Annotated in this window: 17 protein-coding genes; 15 read left to right on the top strand and 2 right to left on the bottom strand. The window is 43.3% G+C overall.

Features of this window, described 5'->3' with window-relative positions; all coding sequences use genetic code 11:
• Position 1 precedes the first annotated feature (1 nt).
• From MHN30_RS05970 to MHN30_RS05940, 7 genes are all read left to right on the top strand, one after another.
• Positions 2-607 carry a type 4a pilus biogenesis protein PilO gene (locus MHN30_RS05970; protein ID WP_010368909.1) on the top strand — a complete coding sequence of 202 codons (606 nt, stop codon included), beginning with the start codon at positions 2-4 and terminating at the stop codon, positions 605-607.
• Complete coding sequence (locus MHN30_RS05965; RefSeq protein WP_010368907.1) at positions 604-1,146, top strand: pilus assembly protein PilP; 543 nt, start codon at positions 604-606, stop codon at positions 1,144-1,146. Before MHN30_RS05970 ends, MHN30_RS05965 begins: the two co-directional genes overlap by 4 nt.
• Positions 1,136-3,202: a type IV pilus secretin PilQ family protein gene (locus tag MHN30_RS05960; protein ID WP_017217255.1), complete on the top strand. Its 2,067-nt coding sequence runs from the start codon at positions 1,136-1,138 to the stop codon at positions 3,200-3,202. Before MHN30_RS05965 ends, MHN30_RS05960 begins: the two co-directional genes overlap by 11 nt.
• A 150-nt stretch (positions 3,203-3,352) precedes the next feature.
• Positions 3,353-3,871: a shikimate kinase AroK gene (aroK, locus tag MHN30_RS05955; protein ID WP_010607062.1), complete on the top strand. Its 519-nt coding sequence runs from the start codon at positions 3,353-3,355 to the stop codon at positions 3,869-3,871.
• Positions 3,872-3,895: 24 nt separating this feature from the next.
• Positions 3,896-4,966: a 3-dehydroquinate synthase gene (gene aroB, locus MHN30_RS05950; RefSeq protein WP_239358919.1), complete on the top strand. Its 1,071-nt coding sequence runs from the start codon at positions 3,896-3,898 to the stop codon at positions 4,964-4,966.
• Positions 4,967-6,328, top strand: a complete 1,362-nt coding sequence (locus MHN30_RS05945) for an AAA family ATPase (protein WP_239358918.1) — start codon at positions 4,967-4,969, stop codon at positions 6,326-6,328. It abuts the gene before it with no gap.
• Between the two features lie 47 nt (positions 6,329-6,375).
• Positions 6,376-7,209: a Dam family site-specific DNA-(adenine-N6)-methyltransferase gene (locus tag MHN30_RS05940; protein ID WP_239358917.1), complete on the top strand. Its 834-nt coding sequence runs from the start codon at positions 6,376-6,378 to the stop codon at positions 7,207-7,209.
• Positions 7,210-7,228: 19 nt separating this feature from the next.
• Here the strand turns inward: MHN30_RS05940 and MHN30_RS05935 are convergent, their stop codons facing one another.
• A complete protein-coding gene (locus MHN30_RS05935) occupies positions 7,229-7,423 on the bottom strand; it encodes a DUF2970 domain-containing protein (RefSeq protein ID WP_010368896.1) in 195 nt (64 codons plus the stop codon).
• 38 nt (positions 7,424-7,461) lie between these two features.
• Positions 7,462-7,764, bottom strand: a complete 303-nt coding sequence (locus MHN30_RS05930) for a hypothetical protein (protein WP_010368894.1) — start codon at positions 7,762-7,764, stop codon at positions 7,462-7,464.
• A 137-nt stretch (positions 7,765-7,901) separates the two neighbouring features.
• Between MHN30_RS05930 and rpe the strand changes: the two genes are divergently transcribed.
• The 8 genes from rpe (at position 7,902) to astD (ending at position 16,563) form a co-directional block, all read left to right on the top strand.
• Positions 7,902-8,573, top strand: a complete 672-nt coding sequence (rpe, locus tag MHN30_RS05925) for a ribulose-phosphate 3-epimerase (RefSeq protein ID WP_010368892.1) — start codon at positions 7,902-7,904, stop codon at positions 8,571-8,573.
• Positions 8,573-9,238 (top strand): HAD-IA family hydrolase, encoded by a 666-nt coding sequence (locus tag MHN30_RS05920; protein WP_239358916.1) that lies wholly within the window; start codon positions 8,573-8,575, stop codon positions 9,236-9,238. The genes rpe and MHN30_RS05920 overlap by 1 nt, the downstream gene beginning before the upstream one ends.
• A gap of 25 nt (positions 9,239-9,263) precedes the next feature.
• Positions 9,264-10,268: a tryptophan--tRNA ligase gene (trpS, locus tag MHN30_RS05915; RefSeq protein WP_039494036.1), complete on the top strand. Its 1,005-nt coding sequence runs from the start codon at positions 9,264-9,266 to the stop codon at positions 10,266-10,268.
• Positions 10,269-10,454: 186 nt separating this feature from the next.
• Positions 10,455-11,036 carry an aminodeoxychorismate/anthranilate synthase component II gene (locus MHN30_RS05910; RefSeq protein ID WP_045990222.1) on the top strand — a complete coding sequence of 194 codons (582 nt, stop codon included), beginning with the start codon at positions 10,455-10,457 and terminating at the stop codon, positions 11,034-11,036.
• A gap of 213 nt (positions 11,037-11,249) precedes the next feature.
• Entirely contained in the window at positions 11,250-12,425 is a 1,176-nt protein-coding gene (locus MHN30_RS05905; RefSeq protein ID WP_010607070.1) for an HDOD domain-containing protein, read from the top strand.
• Between the two features lie 357 nt (positions 12,426-12,782).
• Positions 12,783-13,994 carry an aspartate aminotransferase family protein gene (locus MHN30_RS05900; RefSeq protein WP_206472683.1) on the top strand — a complete coding sequence of 404 codons (1,212 nt, stop codon included), beginning with the start codon at positions 12,783-12,785 and terminating at the stop codon, positions 13,992-13,994.
• 67 nt (positions 13,995-14,061) lie between these two features.
• The gene (gene astA / locus MHN30_RS05895) at positions 14,062-15,075 is read left to right on the top strand and encodes an arginine N-succinyltransferase (RefSeq protein WP_010368879.1); all 1,014 of its coding nucleotides are present in this window, start codon (positions 14,062-14,064) and stop codon (positions 15,073-15,075) included.
• 15 nt (positions 15,076-15,090) lie between these two features.
• On the top strand, positions 15,091-16,563 hold the full coding sequence (gene astD, locus MHN30_RS05890; RefSeq protein WP_239358914.1) for a succinylglutamate-semialdehyde dehydrogenase: 1,473 nt from the start codon (positions 15,091-15,093) through the stop codon (positions 16,561-16,563).
• Positions 16,564-16,664 lie beyond the last annotated feature (101 nt).

Raw genomic sequence — 16,664 nt, 5'->3', positions numbered from 1 at the left:
CATGAATTTTGACTTAAACAGTTTAAAAGAAATCGATTGGAATGAGCTGGAGCTCGACAACATAGGTCATTGGCCTTTTCCTGTAAAAGTTTTATGTTCCATTCTCGTGGTTTTATTAATGATGGTATTGGGTTATAACCTGATGGTCTCAAGCTCAATTGACCGCTACGATCAAGCGGTTAAAAAAGAGCAGGAGCTAAGAACGAGCTACCGAATAAAATACGCAAGAGCAAACAATCTAGAGCTTTATAAACAGCAAATGATTGATATGGAAGCGCAATTTACAGAGCTGTTGAGGCGACTGCCAAGTTCCAACGAAACGCCTGGGTTACTTGATGATCTGACTTACGTTGGTACTTCAAGCGGATTAACCTTCCTAAAAATTGGCTGGATGCCAGAGGTACGCAAAGAGTTTTATACTGAATTGCCTATTAAGTTAGAAGTGATAGGTAAATATCATGAATTTGGTCAGTTTGTGAGTAAAGTATCTGAGTTACCTCGAATAGTCAGCCTACACGATTTTAGAATCGAAAATGCAGGAAACGGCGAGCTGGTATTTAGTGTTGTGGCAAAAACTTATCGCTATGAGCAAGGAGGTCAGAAATGATCCGACTGATGCTCTGCGTGACCACATTGATGTTCATCTCTGGTTGTAATGATAGTACGGCAGAACAAAAAGAATTTATTGATCAGGTAAAAGCAAGCTCAACGCCAAAAATCGAGCCTATACCTGAAATGCAAAATTATGAACCGTTTAAGTATAGCGCTTCGGAGTTACGTAGTCCTTTTGTTGCGCCACAGCCCGAAGTGATTGAAAATAAACTAGTTCAAATTAAAAACTGCTTACATCCAGATCCAGATAGAGATCGCTATCCGTTAGAGAAGTTTCCATTGGATAATCTGCGTATGAAAGGCATTATCGCCAAGTCTGACGGTCGTTGGGCGCTAATCGAAGCGGCAACGCAGGGGTTATATCGTGTTAAACGTGGCGAATATATGGGTTTGTATCATGGCAAAGTGCTAAGTGTACATGCCGATCATTTAGAATTATTAGAATTGATCCCAGATGGAACGGGATGTTGGAAAGAAAGGCTAACAAAAGTGGAAATGTTAGAAGCGGAACAAGGTGGCGCGAGTGAATACTAACAATAACGTTATAAAATCAACTATTAAAAGCACTCGAACACTATGGCGTTCCGTGCTCGGTGTTGCCTTAGTTGGCCTTTCGTCAATAGCGCATGCCATTCCTATGTTGTATGACATTCGCTATAACCCTGTGCCAACAGGGGAAACCCAGCTACAACTGGTGTTTGACGAAAAACTCAATACAGAGCCAAAAGTTCGAGTTGTTGGCGAAAGTGCTAGTATTGAATTATTTTTCCAGCAGGCTGAGTTTGAAGAAAGCTTAAAAGCATTGAGCATTAACAAGGCTGGCATTCAAGGCATTACCAGTGAACTCAGAGATGGCGGTTTTGCCGTTTCCATCAACATGGATGAGTTGAAGCTATATAAAACCGAGGTTAAGAATAATCTTGTGATAGTGGAAGTATCTAACAAACCGATTGTCTCCGAACAAGATCAAAGTCAAAAAGTCACCGCATTTATTAACCAAATTCAAGCTATCGATTTTCGTCGCGGTGAGAAAGGTGAGGCGAAGGTACTAGCGTTTCTAGAGCACAATCAAGCGGCTATTGATGTACAAGAGCGCGGTGGCAAAATCATTGCGGACTTCCACCATATTGATATTGCGGAAGACCTGTTATATGAACTTGATGTGTTAGATTTTGGCACTGTGGTATCTCGTATCGAGACCTTTAAAGAAGACAATAAAAGCCGCATTGTGATTGAGCCAAATGCGGCATTCAAGTTTACCTATCAGCAGCTTGATAACATCTTTACGTTATCAGTTGAGAAAGACGAAGGTAATAAAACCTTTGGCGATAAAAAAGAGTATAAAGGTCAGCCAATCACGCTGAATTTTCAGGATATTCCAATTCGCTCTGTACTACAGATCATCGCAGATACAAACAACTTTAACCTAGTAACGAGTGACACTGTATCTGGCAATATAACCCTACGTTTAGACGGTGTACCTTGGGATCAGGCGCTTGATGTTGTGTTACGTGTGAAAGGGCTAGATAAGCGTATGGATGGTTCTATTTTGATGGTTGCACCATCAGAAGAACTCGCAGCGAGAGAAGCCAAAGAATTACAAGCGCGTCAGCAAGTGGAAGAGCTAGAGCCATTATATAGCGAGTATATTCAACTTAATTACGCGAAAGCGGAAGAGTTTGCTGACTTACTTAAAACAGATATCAACTCTATTATTAGCCATCGTGGTAGTGTGTCCGTTGACAAACGTACCAATACTTTATTAATTAAAGATACCTCGCGCAGTATTGAAAGTGTGCGCCGGATGGTGGAAACCTTAGATGTGCCAGTAAAACAGGTGCGTATTGAGTCGCGTATGGTTACTGTGGATGATACCGTACAAGAAGACTTAGGTGTCCGCTGGGGCTTTAGCGACCAGCAAGGTAGCGATGCTATATCTGGTACGCTGGAAGGCGCTGATGCTTTGTCCAATGGTAACATCCCGTCTTTGGAAAATCGCTTAAACGTTAATTTAGGCGTGAAAGGGGTTCCTGCTGGTAGTATTGGTATGCACATTGCTAAATTGGCGGATGGCACACTGATTGATCTCGAGTTGTCAGCTTTGGAACAAGAGAACAAAGGCGAGATAATTGCGACGCCAAGTATCACCACGGCGAATCAGAAAAAGGCGCGTATCGAGCAAGGTACAGAAATTCCTTACGTAGAGGCATCGTCAAGTGGTGCAACGACGGTGAGTTTCAAAAAAGCGGTTTTAAGCTTGGAGGTGACACCGCAAATTACACCTGATAATAAAATAATTCTCGACTTAGTGATTACACAAGACACTAAAGGTGATACCGTGCAAACGCCAAATGGCCCGGCGACGGCAATCAATACCCAACAGATCCAAACACAAGTACTGGTCGAAAATGGTCAAACTATCGTACTGGGTGGTATCTATCAGCAAGAAGTGAAAACAGCAGTAAGTAAGATCCCAATTTTGGGCGACATCCCATATTTAGGTCTATTGTTTAAGAACTCTCGTGATATTAATGAGAAGCGAGAATTGCTGATATTTGTGACACCTAAGATCATTCAAGACAGTTTATAGGCCCGTTGACAGTAAAAGTATTACGCTTTTTGCGTGGTTTGACTTGAAATTGTTCACGGATTACTGAGATAATCCCCTCCTTAATTTTGGGGCCAGGTCGTTAGGCGGGGTTTTATTTCAAATTTTAGAGTTCGTTTGTACTAAAAAGATATGGCTGAGAAACGTAATATATTTCTAGTAGGCCCGATGGGGGCTGGTAAAAGCACGATTGGTCGTCACATTGCAGATCAATTACACCTTGAATTTTTCGATTCGGATCAGGAAATTGAGCGCCGCACAGGTGCCGATATTTCTTGGGTGTTCGATATTGAAGGCGAAGAGGGGTTCCGCAAGCGTGAAGAAAGCGTCATCTCTGACCTAACAGAAATGCAAGGCATTGTGTTAGCGACAGGTGGTGGCTCTGTGATCAGCAAAGAAGTGCGCAACAAGTTGTCTGCGCGCGGTATTGTTGTTTACCTAGAAACGCCGATCGAAAAACAGGTAGCTCGTACTCAGCGTGATAAGCGTCGTCCATTACTACAAACCAGTGAAGACTCACGTGACGTACTAGAGCGCTTAGCCGATGAGCGTGAACCACTATATAGAGAAGTGGCAGATCACGTTGTTCGTACGGATGAGCAAAGCGCTAAAGTAGTTGCAAACCAAATTATTGAAAAATTAGATTTCTAATAACAACACCGTAGGAGGGAAGCCATGCTTGAATTAAAGGTTGATTTAAACGAGCGAAGCTATCCCATCTTCATCGGTGAACATCTCTTATCAGATGAAGGGCGACTTAAGCAGTATGTTGGGCAAAGTCGTCCTGTTATCATCACCAACACCACCATAGCACCTCTATATTTAGATAGTCTGTTAGCGATATTTGACGCTCAAAAACCGCTACATTTTGTCATTCCTGATGGTGAACAATATAAATCGCTAGAATGGTTTGAAAAAATCTCTGCTTTTTTGCTCGAGCATAATTGTGGTCGAGATACGTGTTTGATTGCCCTCGGTGGCGGTGTGGTTGGCGATTTGACTGGTTTTGTTGCGGCATGCTACCAGCGTGGTGTTCCGTTTATTCAGATCCCTACGACTTTGTTGTCACAAGTAGATTCGTCAGTTGGTGGTAAAACTGCGGTAAATCATCCGTTAGGTAAAAACATGATTGGTGCTTTCTATCAGCCAAAAGCGGTTTTTATCGACACTAAGACCTTAAGTACATTACCTGCAAGAGAGTTTGCTGCAGGTATGGCTGAGGTCATTAAATATGCGTTGATCTATGATGCATCTTTTCTTGATACATTAACGGATCAGCACCCTCAGCTCAGCGCACTAGGTGCTGAAAGCCTTCAACAAGTTATTTATAAGTGTTGTGCAATAAAAGCTGAGATCGTCGCCAAAGACGAAACCGAAGCAGGATTGCGTGCATTACTTAATTTGGGTCACACCTTTGGCCATGCGATTGAAGCGCAAATGGGCTATGGTAATTGGTTGCACGGTGAGGCTGTTGCTGCTGGAATGATGATAGCTGCAAACCTAGCTTGCCAGCGTGGCGCGCTTAGTACTGCTGATGTTGAAAAGATCCGTCGCGTTATTGCGCTTTATCAATTACCGACAGAAGCGCCAAGCGAGATGACCGCTGCGCAGTTTTTACAACATATGCGCAAAGACAAAAAGAACAAACAAGGCAAAATTCGCTTTATTCTGCCAACGCAACTAGGTCAATGTGCGCTAGTGGATGATGTTAGCGATGAAACCGTGGTAACTCTAATAGGTCGTTAAATGCAGTCGCAAATTTTACCAAGCAGAGCTGCATTGGTAGATAGAATTGCTATGCAATTCGACTATGGCCAAAACCTGATAACCTTAGTCGGCTCTTCGGGTCTTGGTAAAAGCTACCTTGCAGAATCGTTTCTTACCGATAAGTATCCAGACTTTAACAAAGCGTTTGTAAAGCTGACTGCAAATACTCAAGAGTTTGATGTAGTGCGGCAACTGCTTGAGCATAGCTTTCGCAGTCCTCTCATTGATCAGAAGTTATCTCTAAGTGAAAACTTCATGTTGCTCCACGATGAACAAGCTTGTGGACCATGCTTATGGGTTTTAGACAACGTTAGGCATTTAACCCAAGAGCTTGCGGAACAACTACAAAAGCTCGCAAAATCTTCTCGCGAAACAATTTACATACTCGCTACGGCGCAGCAGCCTCAGTTGATCCCTGAAAGTTTGGATATTCATATCGAGCCTTTATCCATGCTTGAAAGCAAGCGTTTGATGAGCATGTTTTACAAAGACTTACCGCCTGATGAAGATCCTATTTTTAATACGTTTGTTGCTGAAGCTCGAGGTAATCCGAGTGTTTTACTTTCTTGGCAGCCGCAGCAACAGAGTCTGAATTTACGTGAACAAAGTTCCAAAGTGGGTAGCAAATCACAATGGCAATGGTATGTCATTGCGCTTTGTTTGATACTGACCGCGTTAATGGTTGCTTTAGTGTATAAGCAAGAATTAAAACGATACTTGACGCCAACTGAAGATAATGAAGAAGCCGTCGCTACTGCTATTGATGCGCAAGCTGTATTTGAAGCGCCAACTACTACAGTTGAAAAAGTTGAAGTTGAAAACAACGCACAACCAGAGTTGCCAGCCGAAGCGCCAACGCAAATTGAAACAGCGCCTGTTGGTAGTATTTTATCTGCATTAACTGAAGCAAAAGAAACTACTACAAACAACAATAACGCACTAACAGAGCAAGCGACTGAAGCTGAAGAAGCCAATGTTGGTAGTACTCCGGCCACTTTATCGCCAGTAAAAGAGCCTCAGTACGCAGAGCCTGAACCATTGACGGGAAACCCTTGGTATCTCAGTCGTTCAGATGATGAATGGGTGATCCAGTTACTTGCGGTGACAGAAAGTGAGATTGCAGCTGGGTTTATGGCGGAGCATAACGAGGTAGTGACACAGCAGTTTACTGTCTTAAGAAACGGCAGAACTTGGTTTGTAGTTACTACTGATGCTTATGAGAGTTTGGCCTCAGCGAAGCAAGCAAAGGCGGTATTGCCTGAGGCGCTACGAAAAGGTCAGCCATTTTTTAAGAGAATGAGTAAAATTAAACAAGAAATTACTCAGTCTCTCGGTAATTAGCCACATTTAGTGTAAAATCGCGCAACCACTCACGACATAGAACGAGCATGCAACAAAAGACTAGAGCCTTCTTAAAATGGGCAGGCGGAAAATACAGCTTAGTAGAAGATATTTCTAAGCGCCTACAAGCAGCAAGTAATGAAGCCGACACGCTAGTAGAACCTTTTGTTGGAGCGGGATCTGTTTTCCTTAACACTCAGTTTAAGCATTATGTCTTAAATGACATTAACGCTGATCTTATCAACCTGTATAAAGAGTTGAAGCGTATTCCTGATGAATTTATCAGTGATGCTAAAAGGCTATTCGTCGAGTTGAATAACCACCCAGATGCTTATTACGCGTATCGACAACAGTTTAACGAAAGCATTGATGTGTATGAGCGTGCGATTCTATTTCTATATATGAATCGCCATGGCTACAATGGTTTATGTCGTTATAACTTAAAGGGGATCTTTAACGTCCCTTTTGGTAAGTACAAAAAGCCTTACTTTCCAGAGCGTGAGTTATATGTGTTTGCTGAAAAGGCTCAACAGGCTACTTTTACCTGTCAAGGTTACAGCCAAGTATTTGAAACTATGCCAAAAAATGCGGTAGTGTATTGCGATCCACCGTATGTGCCTTTGAGCAAAACAGCATCATTTACTAGCTATGCAAAAGGCGGCTTTAACTTAGACGACCAAGCGCAATTGGCGAATCTTGCGGAAACCGCGGCTTTTGAAAAACAAACGCCAGTGTTAATCTCCAATCACGACACGGTATGGACACGAAAGATTTATAATCAAGCGAAGCTAGATGTGATCAAGGTGAAACGTACAATTAGCCCTAAAGGTAATGGGCGGAATAAAGTTGACGAACTAATGGCGTTATATCACCGTCCGTAATTTGCTGCGGCATAAAGGACTAAGCCAAAACCACACCATTCACAAACCAAATTAAGCCAATGACAAAGGCGGCGACAAAAACGATGCCTGCAAAAGCAAACGGCCAAAAATGCTTTTTGTTAAAGTCATATGCTTGTTTTTGACCACTCTGCACACCAAACATTGCTGCACAGACACTTTGAACTAATGCGAATTTACTATTGGAAGAAGCCATAGTGTTTACCTCTTACCAGTTGATTGGCTCAACTGGTATTAGTAAGGAGATGAAACTTTACTACTGCTTTGATTGTCTTTAGAGCCAAGTAATAGCTCAAGCAAATCCAAATAATGGAATTGGCCACTCGAACTACCGCCAGTCAACCACGCAGCCCAACTTGTGTGCGCTTCTTGCTGACATTCCACTGCATTTATTCGACTACTTAAATTGCCAGTGCTACAAGTGCATGCGGAGTAATTTGCGGCAAGACTTTCATCATTGTCGAAAGAAAATACCCCTGCCGACACGGCTAATACCGTCCCAAGCAGAGCAATCCGTGCTTTATATCTAGAAACCATAACCCTATCCCCAGAAGTTAGATATCACATAATGATACACAATGTTCGTTTATTGCACAATCATAAAGCGCCTTAAATCGCAGACATTTTGGGCTATTTACGGTACAGTATCGCGGTCTTACGTTTAGGGGAAAAGTATGTCTGATTTTTTAATTGCACCATCCATTCTATCCGCAGATTTTGCGAGGTTAGGCGAAGATGTTGAAAAGGTACTGACAGCAGGTGCCGACGTGGTTCATTTCGATGTAATGGATAATCACTATGTGCCAAATTTAACTTTTGGTCCAATGATTTGTGACGCATTAAGAAATTACGGAATTACAGCTCCTATCGACGTACACTTGATGATAAAGCCTGTAGACAGTTTAATTCCCGAGTTTGCTAAAGCCGGAGCGAGCATTATTACATTTCACCCAGAGGCTAGCGAGCATATAGACAGAAGCCTTGCGCTGATTAAAGAATCAGGTTGTAAAGCTGGCTTGGTATTTAACCCAGGCACACCGCTGCATTATCTCGATCATGTGATGGATAAAATTGATCAAATCCTCTTGATGTCGGTAAACCCTGGTTTTGGCGGCCAAAGTTTTATCCCACATACACTTGAAAAATTAAAAGAAGCGAGAGCACGCATTGACGCGTCCGGTCGCGATATTCGTCTTGAAGTGGATGGGGGGATTAAGGTGGACAACATTGCTGAAGTTGCAGCAGCCGGTGCAGACATGTTTGTTGCGGGTTCCGCTATCTTTAATCAACCCGATTACAAAGCGGTAATAGACGCCATGCGTCAAGAATTAGCAAAGGTAAAATAATGCGTTTTGAGGGTATTTTATTTGACCTCGATGGCACGTTAGTTGATAGCGTCGAGGATATGTACATGGCGCTCAATTTAACGCTGTCTGAGCTTGCTCATCCAATTGTTAGTCATGCTCTGGTGCGTGAATGGGTAGGTAACGGCATCGATATGTTAGTAAAAAGAGGCCTAAGCGGTAGCCATGAAGTTAGCGAAGCGCTATCCGAAAGTTTAGCGCACACCGCCATTGAGCGTTTTAAAGTGCATTATGATGAATTAGTTGGTCAGTATGCAGGTTTATATCCGTATGTTGAGACGGGGTTATCTGCATTTGCCGCAGTGCCAAAAGCCATCGTGACCAATAAAAATCGTGCATTTACGCTAAAGCTGCTAGATAAATTAAATCTCACATCGCATTTTGATTGTATCGTCTGTGGTGATGATACTGACAAAAAGCCATCACCAGCTCCGCTATTGCTGGCTGCCGAGCGTCTTGGTATACCAGCGGATAAGCTTATTATGGTTGGAGATTCTAAAAGCGATATTTTGGCCGCTCAGGGCGCTAAGATACCTGTGATTGCGCTAAATTATGGGTATAATCAGGGATTCGATTTGAAAGAGTTCAATCCACAGTACCTTTGTGATGGATTCTTAGATATTATTCCCATTATCAATCAACGTTAATTCAATGAAGAAATAAAGGAACGACATGAGTAAACCTGTAGTATTAAGTGGTATTCAGCCAACCGGTGGTATGACAATAGGCAATTACGTAGGTGCCATTAACCAGTGGCTTAAACTACAAAATGATCATGATTGTTACTTTATGTTGGTTGACTTGCATGCCATTACGGTTCGCCAAGAGCCGCAGCAACTACGCGATCGCGTATTAGACGGCGTAGCACTATATACCGCTTGCGGCATCGACCCAGATAAATCGTCACTATTTGTACAATCACAGGTTCCTGAGCATGCACAGCTAGGTTGGGTGCTGAACTGTTATGCACAAATGGGTGAATTAAACCGCATGACGCAGTTTAAAGATAAATCAGCAAAGCACGCCAATAACGTAAACGTTGGCTTATTCGCCTATCCAGTATTGCAAGCTGCGGATATTTTATTGTATCAAGCGGATCAAGTACCGGTTGGTGAAGACCAAAAGCAGCACCTTGAGTTGACCCGCGATATCGCAACGCGCTTTAACAACCTGTATGGCGATGTCTTTAAGATCCCAGAACCTTATATTCCAGAGTTTGGCGCTCGTGTTATGAGCTTGCAAGATCCGAGCAAGAAGATGTCAAAATCAGACGAAAACCCAAATGGTTTTGTGATGCTGTTGGATGAACCTAAGAAGATAGAGAAAAAGCTGAAAAAAGCGGTAACGGATTCAGATGAGCAAGCACGCATTTACTTTGATCGTGTTGAAAAACCTGGTGTATCCAACTTACTGACTCTACTTAGTGTTGCAACTAAACGCTCAATTGAAGAGTTAGTGCCAGAGTACGAAGACAAAATGTACGGTCACTTGAAGAAAGACACTGCCGATGCGGTAGTGAATATGCTTGAGCCTATTCAAGCGCGCTTTAAAGAAATCCGTGAAGATCAAACTCTGCTGAACGAAATCATGAAAAAAGGCGCGGAAAAAGCAAGTATTCGTGCCGAGAAAACGCTTAAAGCTGTGTATGACGCCGTCGGTTTTATTCCTCGCGGTTAATAAAACACAAAGAAAGGACACCATTTATGGTGTCTTTTTGTATTACAAGGGGCGATAGCCCCTTGGCTTAAAGCAGATACTAGATATAAGAAAACCCTCCTGTTGAGTTCGTGATAAAATAGACTTATAACGAACATCTTTACCCCAGTGGCGAATAGGCTGCTTGGTTCTTTTAGTGGTACCTACATGCTGTTGATGATTGATAACTATGATTCCTTTACTTACAACCTAGTGCAGTATTTTCAGCGCTTAGACGTGGACGTGCTGGTAAAGCGGAATGATGAAATCAGCGCCTCACAAATCAAGCAGCTTAATCCCAAATATGTTGTGCTATCTCCTGGCCCTTGCAGTCCTGATGAAGCGGGGATCTCGCTTGAAGTAGTAAAACGTCTACAGGGACAAATTCCTATTCTTGGCATTTGCCTTGGTCATCAAACTATTGCACAAGCTTTAGGTGGCAAAGTCATTCGAGCAAAACAAGTGATGCATGGTAAGACGTCTCAAGTTCATCATAACAATATAGGCGTATTTCAAGGCCTGCCATCACCATACGAAGTATGCCGCTACCACTCTTTGGTTGTTGAACAAAGTAGCCTGCCAAATGCTCTAGCCGTAACGGCTTGGACACAGACACAAGAGGGTGAACGTGATGAAATTATGGGACTCTTGGCTGCCGATAGAGCGCTAGAAGGTGTGCAATTTCACCCAGAAGCTATCCTCACGGAACACGGCTTAGCATTACTTGATAACTTTATAAAACGCTTCTAAAGTTTAAACAAAACCAACAGGGTTTCGCCTAGGTGTAATATATCCATATTCGCTGCGCTTTCGTTGGTTAGACTGGCTTTTGATATATAACTTTTTGATTCTATTGTGCGCAATATCAAATCATAATATTGCTTTTACTGGTATAATACTAATCAGTAAGACGATTCTGTTGAGTGCTTAACTCAGTGTTTTTCTTTTAGATAAGTAGCATGCATGACGCAAGAAAATAAGCAAATTAGAATGGCACAAGCGCTATCCGAGCGTGCCCATGACCTCCTTATCAGCCTCAACTTTGCGCAGAAGCAAATAGGCTATATCCATACATTTGATATCAGCTATGGTGAGAATATCGCACAGCGCACTATGCTAGAGGTGGAAATTGCTGCGGCTGCAAAACGCCAAGAAAGCAGCACAAGTCATCACAAATATATTGCCAAAGCGAGTAAGCATCTACATTCCGTTATCGAAGAAGCTATCACAAAGCAACTGCATGACCTTGATAACATCTATCATGAAGTCATTGGCATTCAAGACTCCGTTCCTGCGATCTTAGATATTCTAGCCGTGCGCTCAGCTTCGGTTGGGCGTTTAGAACCTTTGGTCAATGACTTAAGTTGGTTGGGTCGTGAGCTGGTTTCGCTAGTCAACTTGCCACAGTATCGCAAAAAAAACAGTAAAGGCACGTCCATTAAGGTCGACACGCCGGCATTAGCATTAAGGTATTTAGGCCTTGAGAACTTGCAAATGGTGATCCCGACAATGGCGGTAAGACACTGGATGCCGCATGCTACAGAACCATTTGGCTTAATGAAGCGTAAATTACGCGAGCTGAGCATGAGCACAGCCATTGCGGCAAAAGAGCTGGCACCATTTTTTGGGGTAAAAGAACAGCATGCGTTTACTTTAGGCATGTTACTAGAGCTTGGGAAAGTGGCCTTGATCCGTCTTTATTTACGCACCTTCGAAAAAGTGTGGCAAGCCAAGGTACAAATAGCACGAGACAAAAAGCAAAAAGACCTACACACCGCATTAATGGAGTTATCTCCTGATCCATTATTTTTACGTAACTTGTTGATAGAACATTCGGCAGAGATATCACGTAAGCTAATTGAAAAAATGGAGTTACGTTATTTGCCCTTTAATGCCGTCATGGAAGAGTATGCGCAAACTTATCTACCAAATGCGCATAAAAACATTGCCGACCCATTACCTTTGACACAAGTGATGCAAAAAGCCTATGGCTACGCACAACTACTTGTTTTAAAAGATAGTCAGTTAATTGAAGATGACGAAGCCGAGATTTTGCTCAATCATTTAGAACTTACCGAGGAAATGCGTCAGCAATTGGCAAAATGTGCGTTCCATAACCTGCAGTTGACGATTTTGTAAAAAAAATTGAAATTTTTTTTGCGACTATTCATTCAAAACCTAATCTTAAATGATCTGTGCAAGGCTGCACGGGGCTTGCTTTGCCCTAAATATCTGCCCTAGATAGTTATTCACTTGAGTTGAGAATATATGTTAAACCCTTGAATACTAAGGGCTGAGAACGTGGTATAAGTGAGACAAATGGCGCTTTTTCTGGAATAATGAGCGTATGAATTTTGTGCCATCAAGGGGCGGGTCAAAATACATAGCACCGAATTGGTGTGAATAAATATCCTATCAAGTGGCGGCAACGCGCCGACCTCCAAAAGGAAATGACTCCTTGTTTGCACTTTCACTCACCAAATATGAGGAAATAAAATGACTATCAATCGTGAATTGTTTGACGACGTAATGGTACCTAACTACGCACCTTCAGCGGTAATTCCAGTGAAAGGTGAAGGTTCTCGAGTATGGGATCAGGAAGGTCGTGAGTACATCGACTTTGCTGGTGGTATCGCAGTTAACTGTCTAGGTCATTGTCACCCAGCTTTGGTGGGCGCGCTTAAAGAGCAAGGCGAGAAAATTTGGCATCTGTCTAACGTGATGACTAATGAGCCTGCACTACGTTTAGCGAAAAAGCTAACTGATGCGACGTTCGCAGAGAAAGTCTACTTTGCAAACTCTGGTGCAGAAGCGAACGAAGCGGCGCTTAAGTTAGCACGCCGTTGGGCACTAGATAAGTTTGGTGCTGAAAAGTCGCAAATCATCTCTTTCAACAAAGGTTTCCACGGCCGTACTTTCTTCACTGTAACTGTAGGTGGTCAAGCTGCATACTCTGATGGCTTTGGTCCAAAGCCGGGCGACATCGTTCACACAGACTATAACGATTTAGCGGCATTTGAAGCGCTTATTTCAGACAACACTTGTGCCGTGATGATGGAGCCGCTACAAGGCGAAGGTGGTATCATTTCACCAACTGCTGAGTTTGTAAAAGGTGTTCGCGAGCTGTGTGACAAGCACAATGCGCTACTTATTTTTGATGAAGTGCAAACTGGTGTTGGCCGTACTGGTGACTTGTATGCATACCAAGGTTTAAACGTAACCCCTGATATTTTAACAACGGCTAAAGCGCTTGGCGGTGGTTTCCCTATCGGCGCGATGATCACAACAACAGAGATTGCTGCGCACCTAAAAGTAGGTACTCATGGTTCTACATACGGCGGTAACCCGCTGGCGTGTGCGGTTGCAGAAGCGGCATTTGACACAGTAAACACAACAGCTGTACTTGATGGCGTAAAAGCAAAAGAGCAGCTGTTCCGTGAACTACTAAACGACATCAACGAAAAGTACAACGTATTCACCGAAGTACGTGGTAAAGGTCTATTGCTTGGTGGTGTAGTCACTGAAAAGTACGAAGGCAAAGCAAAAGAATTCTTGGTTGAAGGTATCAAGCAAGGCGTGATGTCACTTGTTGCAGGTGCAAACGTAGTACGTTTCACTCCATCTCTTGTTATTCCAGAAGCTGACATCCGCGAAGGGATGGCACGCTTCGAAAAAGCCGTTGCTGCGGTAGTTGCTAACAACGCTTAATACTGGTTGCAAGGTCACCTTTTGGTGGCCTTGTTGTTATCCACATTTTTGAGGAGTAAGCGGGCTCATGATGATCCTTCGCCCAATCCAAGAAAGCGATTATCCAGCGCTTTTAAACATTGCTCACGAATCAGGTCACGGTTTTACCTCTTTGCCTGTAAACGAAGAGCTATTACAGAAGAAGATTGCACGCTCAGTTGCTTCATTTGGCAAGCAAGCTGACAAGCCTTTTGATGAAGGTTATTTATTTGTATTAGAAGATACTGAAACAGGCGAGGTGGTTGGTACCAGCGGTATCGAAGCTGCGGTTGGTTTAGATGATGCGTTTTATCATTATCACCTAAGCAAAGTGATCCACTCTTCACGCACACTCGATGTTTATAAAGCAGTGGATATTTTAACGCTCTGTAATGACTACACTGGCGCGACGGAATTATGCACCCTGTTTTTGAAAGATGGCTATCGCAAAGGCGCAAACGGCAAATTGCTATCTCGCTCTCGCTTTATGTTTATCAACCAACATCGTGATCGTTTTGCTGAAACCGTTATCGCGGAAATGCGCGGTGTTTCTAATGAGCAAGGCGAAAGTCCGTTCTGGCAATGGCTTGAAGAGCATTTCTTCTCGATGGATTTCCCGACAGCGGATTATCTAACGGGGATTGGCCAAAAGGTCTTTATTGCTGAATTAATGCCTAAGTACCCAATCTACGTAAACCTGCTTAGTAAAGAAGCACAAGCGGTGATTGGTGAAGTTCACGACAATACGCGTCCTGCTATTGAGCTACTAAAAAGCGAAGGTTTCACATTTAATGGTTATGTTGATATCTTCGACGCGGGTCCAACGGTAGAAGCAAAAGTGGGGAATATCCGCACGGTTCGCAATAGTGAAACTCGTACTGTGAAAATAGGCGAAAGCAACGGTGGATTCCCTGTTATGGTCGCAAATGGTAAACTTGTTGATTATCGCGCGGCGGTAATCGAGTTAGCCCTGACTGATAGCAATGAAGTGACGCTTGCTCCACATGTTGCCGCGGCGCTAAAAGTTGAAGAAGGCGATCAAGTAAGCCTAGTAAAGATTTAAGATTGGGAACAGATTATGACAACACATGCAGCACAACTAATAAATGGTGAGTGGATTGCAGGACAAGGCGCAAGCTTTAGCTCTGTAAACCCAGCAAACAACGACGTTATTTGGAGCGCAAACGCAGCTACTGCTGGGCAAGTTGATGGCGCAGTAAAAGCGGCTCGTGAAGCTTTCTATTCATGGAGCGACATGAGCTTTGAAGCGCGTCTAGAAATTGTTAAGCGTTTCGCTGAAGTACTAAAAGAAAATAGCGAAGAGCTGGCTATCGCAATTGCTAAAGAAACGGGTAAGCCACTTTGGGAAACTCGTACAGAAGCGGGTGCTATGGTAGGTAAAATCGCGATTTCTGAGAAAGCCTATCAAGAGCGTACAGGTGTTGTTGAAAATCCAATGCCAGTTGGCCGTGCCGTGATCCGTCACAAGGCACATGGTGTAGTTGCTGTATTTGGCCCATATAACTTCCCAGGTCACTTACCTAATGGCCACATCGTACCTGCGCTACTTGCTGGTAACACGGTTATCTTTAAGCCATCTGAACTGACGCCTTATGTTGCTGAGCTAACGCTTAAATACTGGCAACAAGCGGGTCTTCCTGCTGGCGTGATTAACCTAGTTCAGGGTGAAGTTGAAACAGGTAAAGCACTTGCGTCACACGCGGGTATTGACGGCTTATTCTTTACAGGCTCTTCTCGTACGGGTCACTTGCTACATGAACAATATGCAGGTCAACCGGGTAAGATCCTAGCGCTTGAAATGGGTGGTAATAACCCACTTATCGTAAAAGACGTAGCGGATACCAAAGCGGCAGTACACGACATTATTCAATCTGCGTTTATCTCAAGTGGTCAACGTTGTACCTGTGCTCGTAAACTATTCCTTCCTGCAGGTGAACAAGGTGACACAATCCTTGAGCAACTGATCAAAGCAACTAAAGCGATTAAAGTGGGTAACTTTGACGATGCAGATCAACCGTTCATGGGTTCAATGATCTCAAATGCTGCCGCCGCTGGCATGGTAAAAGCACAGCAACAGCTTGTTGAGCTTGGTGGTGAGTCGCTTATCGAGCTGACACACACAGAAGGCACAGGCTTTGTGACGCCAGGGATCATCGAATGTACTAACATTGCAGACTTCCCTGATGAAGAACACTTTGGTCCGCTGTTAAAAATATTCCGCTACACAGACTTTGACGCGGCTATCGAAAAAGCGAACGAGACAAGCTTTGGCTTATCAGCAGGTCTGCTTGGCGACAACGAAGCTGACTACGATCGTTTCTTACGTCGTATTCGTGCAGGTATCGTAAACTGGAACCGCCCAATCACTGGCGCTTCAAGTGCAGCTCCGTTTGGTGGTATCGGTGCATCAGGTAACCACCGTGCAAGTGCATACTACGCGGCAGATTACTGTGCATACCCTGTGGCTTCTGTGGAACTAGAAAAGGTAACTTTACCTTCTAGCTTGAGCCCAGGTTTATCTTTGGATTAAAATGCCAATATTGAGGTTTACTCAATAAAAATTGATAAGAAAAGCAGCTTCGGCTGCTTTTTTGTGTCTAGTTGACTACAAAAGTAGCAATCGAAAAAACT

Source organism: Pseudoalteromonas sp. OF7H-1 (assembly GCF_022347825.1).
In the GTDB taxonomy this organism is placed as follows: Bacteria; Pseudomonadota; Gammaproteobacteria; order Enterobacterales; family Alteromonadaceae; genus Pseudoalteromonas; species Pseudoalteromonas maricaloris.
Note: the sequence above shows the minus strand (reverse complement) of the source record. Positions and strands in the feature narration are given on the sequence as shown.